Source organism: Deltaproteobacteria bacterium (assembly GCA_030654105.1).
Taxonomy (GTDB): domain Bacteria; phylum Desulfobacterota; class SM23-61; order SM23-61; family SM23-61; genus JAHJQK01.
On record JAURYC010000265.1, the window covers coordinates 1 to 3828 of the forward strand.

6 protein-coding genes are annotated in these 3828 nt (G+C 49.2%); all 6 read left to right on the forward strand.

All coding sequences use genetic code 11. From position 1 onward, the window contains the following. Nucleotides 1-702 (forward strand): aspartate-semialdehyde dehydrogenase (locus tag Q7V48_11330; protein ID MDO9211318.1); only part of this gene is annotated, 702 nt, incomplete at its 5' end. Further along, entirely contained in the window at nt 699-1502 is an 804-nt protein-coding gene (locus Q7V48_11335; protein MDO9211319.1) for an energy-coupling factor transporter transmembrane component T, read from the forward strand. The genes Q7V48_11330 and Q7V48_11335, both read left to right, overlap by 4 nt. Before the next feature lie 177 nt (nt 1503-1679). Then, nucleotides 1680-2219 (forward strand): cob(I)yrinic acid a,c-diamide adenosyltransferase, encoded by a 540-nt coding sequence (gene cobO, locus Q7V48_11340; GenBank protein MDO9211320.1) that lies wholly within the window; start codon nt 1680-1682, stop codon nt 2217-2219. A gap of 288 nt (nt 2220-2507) precedes the next feature. Beyond that, nucleotides 2508-3083 carry a 16S rRNA (guanine(966)-N(2))-methyltransferase RsmD gene (gene rsmD / locus Q7V48_11345; protein MDO9211321.1) on the forward strand — a complete coding sequence of 192 codons (576 nt, stop codon included), beginning with the start codon at nt 2508-2510 and terminating at the stop codon, nt 3081-3083. A 17-nt stretch (nt 3084-3100) separates the two neighbouring features. Then, nucleotides 3101-3601, forward strand: a complete 501-nt coding sequence (gene coaD / locus Q7V48_11350; GenBank protein ID MDO9211322.1) for a pantetheine-phosphate adenylyltransferase — start codon at nt 3101-3103, stop codon at nt 3599-3601. Nucleotides 3602-3660: 59 nt separating this feature from the next. Further along, nucleotides 3661-3828 (forward strand): aspartate aminotransferase (locus tag Q7V48_11355; GenBank protein MDO9211323.1); only part of this gene is annotated, 168 nt, incomplete at its 3' end.

Genomic DNA, 3828 nt, shown 5'->3' on the forward strand with positions numbered 1-3828 from the left:
CTGGTTGTACCGGAAGTAAACCCCCATGCCATTGCCCAGTATAAAAAGCGCGGTATCATCGCCAACCCCAATTGCTCGACGATCCAGATGGTCGTCGCTTTGAAACCCATTCATGACGTGGCCCGCATCAAACGGATCGTCGTTTCCACTTATCAGGCGGTTTCCGGTACCGGTCTCAAAGCCATCGACGAGCTTTTAAGTCAAACCCGTGCCGTCCTGAATGCCCAGCAGGTTCAAAAAAAGGTTTATCCGCACCAGATCGCCTTCAACTGCCTGCCGCAGATCGACGTTTTCCTGGAGAACGGCTACACCAAAGAAGAGATGAAAATGGTCAATGAGACCCAAAAGATCATGGAAGACCCGACCATTCGAGTAACGGCCACGACCGTGCGCGTCCCGGTCATTCACAGCCATTCGGAATCTGTAAACATCGAGACGGAAAAAAAGCTTACCGTCAAGGAAGTAAAAGAAATTCTCTCCAGGGCTCCCGGTGTTCTCGTTGTGGACAACCCGGCTTTGAGTGAATACCCCCTGGCCATTCATGCCGCTGGACGGGATGAAACCTTCGTGGGGCGGATCCGCGAAGACGAGTCCATCCCTAACGGGATCAATATGTGGATCGTCTCCGACAACATCCGCAAGGGCGCAGCCTTGAACGCCGTTCAGATTGCGGAAATCCTGATCGAAAAATACCTTTCATGAAGTTCTTGCAGGACATTACCCTCGGGCAGTACATGCCAGGGGATTCATTTCTCCATCATCTCGACCCGCGGACCAAATTCATTTCTCTGCTCCTGCTGATGATCGTAACTTTTTTAATTAAAACCTTCATCGCCCTGGCTTTGCTCGCGGCTTTTTTCCTCCTCACTCTGGTCATTTCCCAACTTTCTTGGGGTTATGTTTTTCGGGGAGTAAGATCCTTTATCTGGCTTTTTTTATTCACGGCCGCTATTCACCTTTTTTTCACCCCAGGCCCTTCCCTTCCCCTTTTTCCGATCGGTTTTATCGACATCACCTGGACAGGGGCGGCCAAAGGTGCCCTGGTCGCCAGCCAGCTTTTATTGGCCATTCTTCTTTCTTCGTTAATGACCCTGACCACCACTCCCTTGCAGCTGGCCCATGGCCTGGAAAAACTTATTTACCCTTTGAAGCGCTTCCGCATCCCGGTCGAAGATTTTTCTTTGATGACCATGCTGGCCATCAAGTTCATCCCCATCCTTCTCGGCGAGGCCAACCGGATCATTAAAGCCCAGAGCTCCCGCGGAGTTGATTTCGAATCCGGGAATTTTTTGCGGCGCGCGAAAAATATGATACCCATCTTGACCCCCCTTTTTCACAGCATCTTCAAGCGGGCAGATGACTTGGCTGTGGCCATGTTCGCTCGAGGTTATATCAGCGGAGCAAAACGCACCCACTTGCACGAGTTAAAAATGAGAGGAAAAGATTACTGGGTTCTTATCGGCGTAGTGGGGTTTGTAATATTGGAAATGAAAATACATTAATTGGGACGCAGATTTTCGCAGATAAACGCAGAAAAATATTTATAGTGAACGGCCGAAAAAAGGACTCATTGCGAGGAGTCCGCCTCAGGCGGACTCGCAAAGACAATTCAGAAATGTAAAGCTATTTAAGTCGTTCATTATAAATCTGAATAATCTGCGTCCCCAAAGGATTTTCCGATGAAAAAGAAAAGGTTTTCCAAAGGGTTCGTTCAGGTTTATACCGGAAACGGGAAAGGGAAGACTACGGCCGCCTTGGGATTGGCCCTACGGGCCGCGGGGCACCGATTCAAGGTTTTAATGATCCAATTCCTCAAAGGCGGAATTGCTTATGGAGAGTTGCAATCAGCCAAAAAGCTTGCCCCTTATCTGACTATCGTACCCATGGGACGGGAAAATTTCGTCAACAAGAAAAAACCCGACCCCATGGATGTGCTTCTGGCCCAAAAAGCCTGGGAATTGGCCCAGCGCTCAGTTCATAGCCAGAAATACCATTTAGTCATCCTGGATGAAATAAATGTAGCTGTCGAATACGGAATGGTTCCCTTGAAAGAACTTCTGGCCTTGATGAAAAATAAGCCGGAGAATGTTGAATTAGTCCTCACCGGAAGATGGGCCAGGCCCGAAGTTCTCCGGCGGGCTGACCTGGTTACGGAGATGAGAGAGATCAAGCACTACTATAAGAAGGGAATTGAGAGCAGAATCGGCATTGAACGTTAAGACGCATAGCGCATAGCGCTAATTCCCCCATCCTTATATATAGTGTTTTTACACTATGCGCTTTGCGCTCTGTTCTATGCGCTTTTTCTTAGCGTCTTGACAACTTCCTCTTCCATGTTACAATCTAAACAGTTTTTATATACAGCGTCATTAGTCACAACAACGCCCGTCATTCCCGCGAAAGCGGGAATCCAGAAAGATACTGGATTCCGGGTCAAGCCCGGAATGACAAACCGCATAAGTTTTATGTCGTGATGTATAGCTGCTCATTTAGAGGAATGAAACGTATTGCGGATCATCAGCGGCAAATGGAAAGGCAAGAGGCTCTTTTCCGTGAAGGGTCTGAACCTCCGGCCTACTTCCGATCGAGTTAAGGAGGCTATCTTCGACATTGTCCAAAATCACATCGCTGGCCAGCAAGTTTTGGATCTTTTCGCCGGAACGGGTGCCTTGGGTATCGAAGCCCTGAGCCGGGGTGCCAGGCGGGCCGTATTTGTGGAAGAAAGCGCACGTTCCTTGACGGCCTTACGCAAAAATATCGAAGAATGCAAAATAAAGGATCAGGCGCAGGTGCTGGCGCGCGAGGCTTTGGCCGGAATCAAAATCTTAGAAGCTAAAGGAGAATCTTTCCAACTCATCTTTCTGGATCCTCCCTATGGAAAAGGATTGCCCTACAAAACGCTTAAAGTCCTGGCCACGAGTTCAATCGTTTCTCCGGATACTTTGATCATTGCCGAACACGCACCGATGGATGATATTTTTTCAATCCCTCATTTGCAGCGCGTGGATGCGCGAAAGTATGGGGGTACTCTGGTTTCCTTTTTTCGCTTAGAAAAAGAACCGCCAGAGTTTAATTCCAACTAATCAAAGAGGTCTTCCCTATGAAGGAAAAAATCGCTGTTTATCCCGGCTCGTTCGATCCTATCACCAACGGCCATGTAAACCTGGTGGAGCGTGCCTTAGGTTTTTTTGACAGACTCATCGTCGCTGTGGCCTACAACCCGAATAAGGCCGCGCTCTTTTCAGTGGAAGAACGCGTAGAGATGATCCAGACTGCCCTCAAGAATGATCCGCGAGTCACCGTGGCGGCCTTTCAAGGGCTGCTGGTGGACTTCGTTGAAAAACAGGATGCCAGTGTTATTGTCCGGGGTCTCCGGGCCCTTTCTGACTTTGAGTACGAATTTCAAATGACTCTGATGAACCGAAAATTAAACCGCAAGGTAGACACCGTCTTCTTGATGACCGGGTTCAAATGGTTTTACACCAGCTCGAAAATCATCAAGGAAGCCGCCTCTCTGGGCGGTTCCGTCCGGGGCTTGGTACCCGAAATCGTCCACCAGCGTTTGAAGGAAAAATTTCCTTTATACCGAAACGTTCCGTAATAAAGCGCTATGCGCATAGCGCCAAGCGCTTAGCGTTTACTGCAGGAAAGGAGTATTTTATGAAACTCGCTGAACGGGTCAATCGAATCAAGCCTTCCCCCACTTTTGCGGCTGCCGCCAAAGCCGCAGCCATGCGGGCGCAAGGCATCGAAGTCATCAGCTTCGCCCAGGGGGAGCCGGATTTTGACACCCCTACGAACATCAAGGAGGCGGCGTATAAGGCCATC

Bases quoted from the DNA above. Each gene is read 5' to 3' on its own strand.
- Q7V48_11335 (MDO9211319.1), top strand. From the start codon at position 699: ATGAAGTTCTTGCAGGACATTACCCTCGGGCAGTACATGCCAGGGGAT.
- cobO (MDO9211320.1), top strand. From the start codon at position 1,680: ATGAAAAAGAAAAGGTTTTCCAAAGGGTTCGTTCAGGTTTATACCGGA.
- coaD (MDO9211322.1), top strand. From the start codon at position 3,101: ATGAAGGAAAAAATCGCTGTTTATCCCGGCTCGTTCGATCCTATCACC.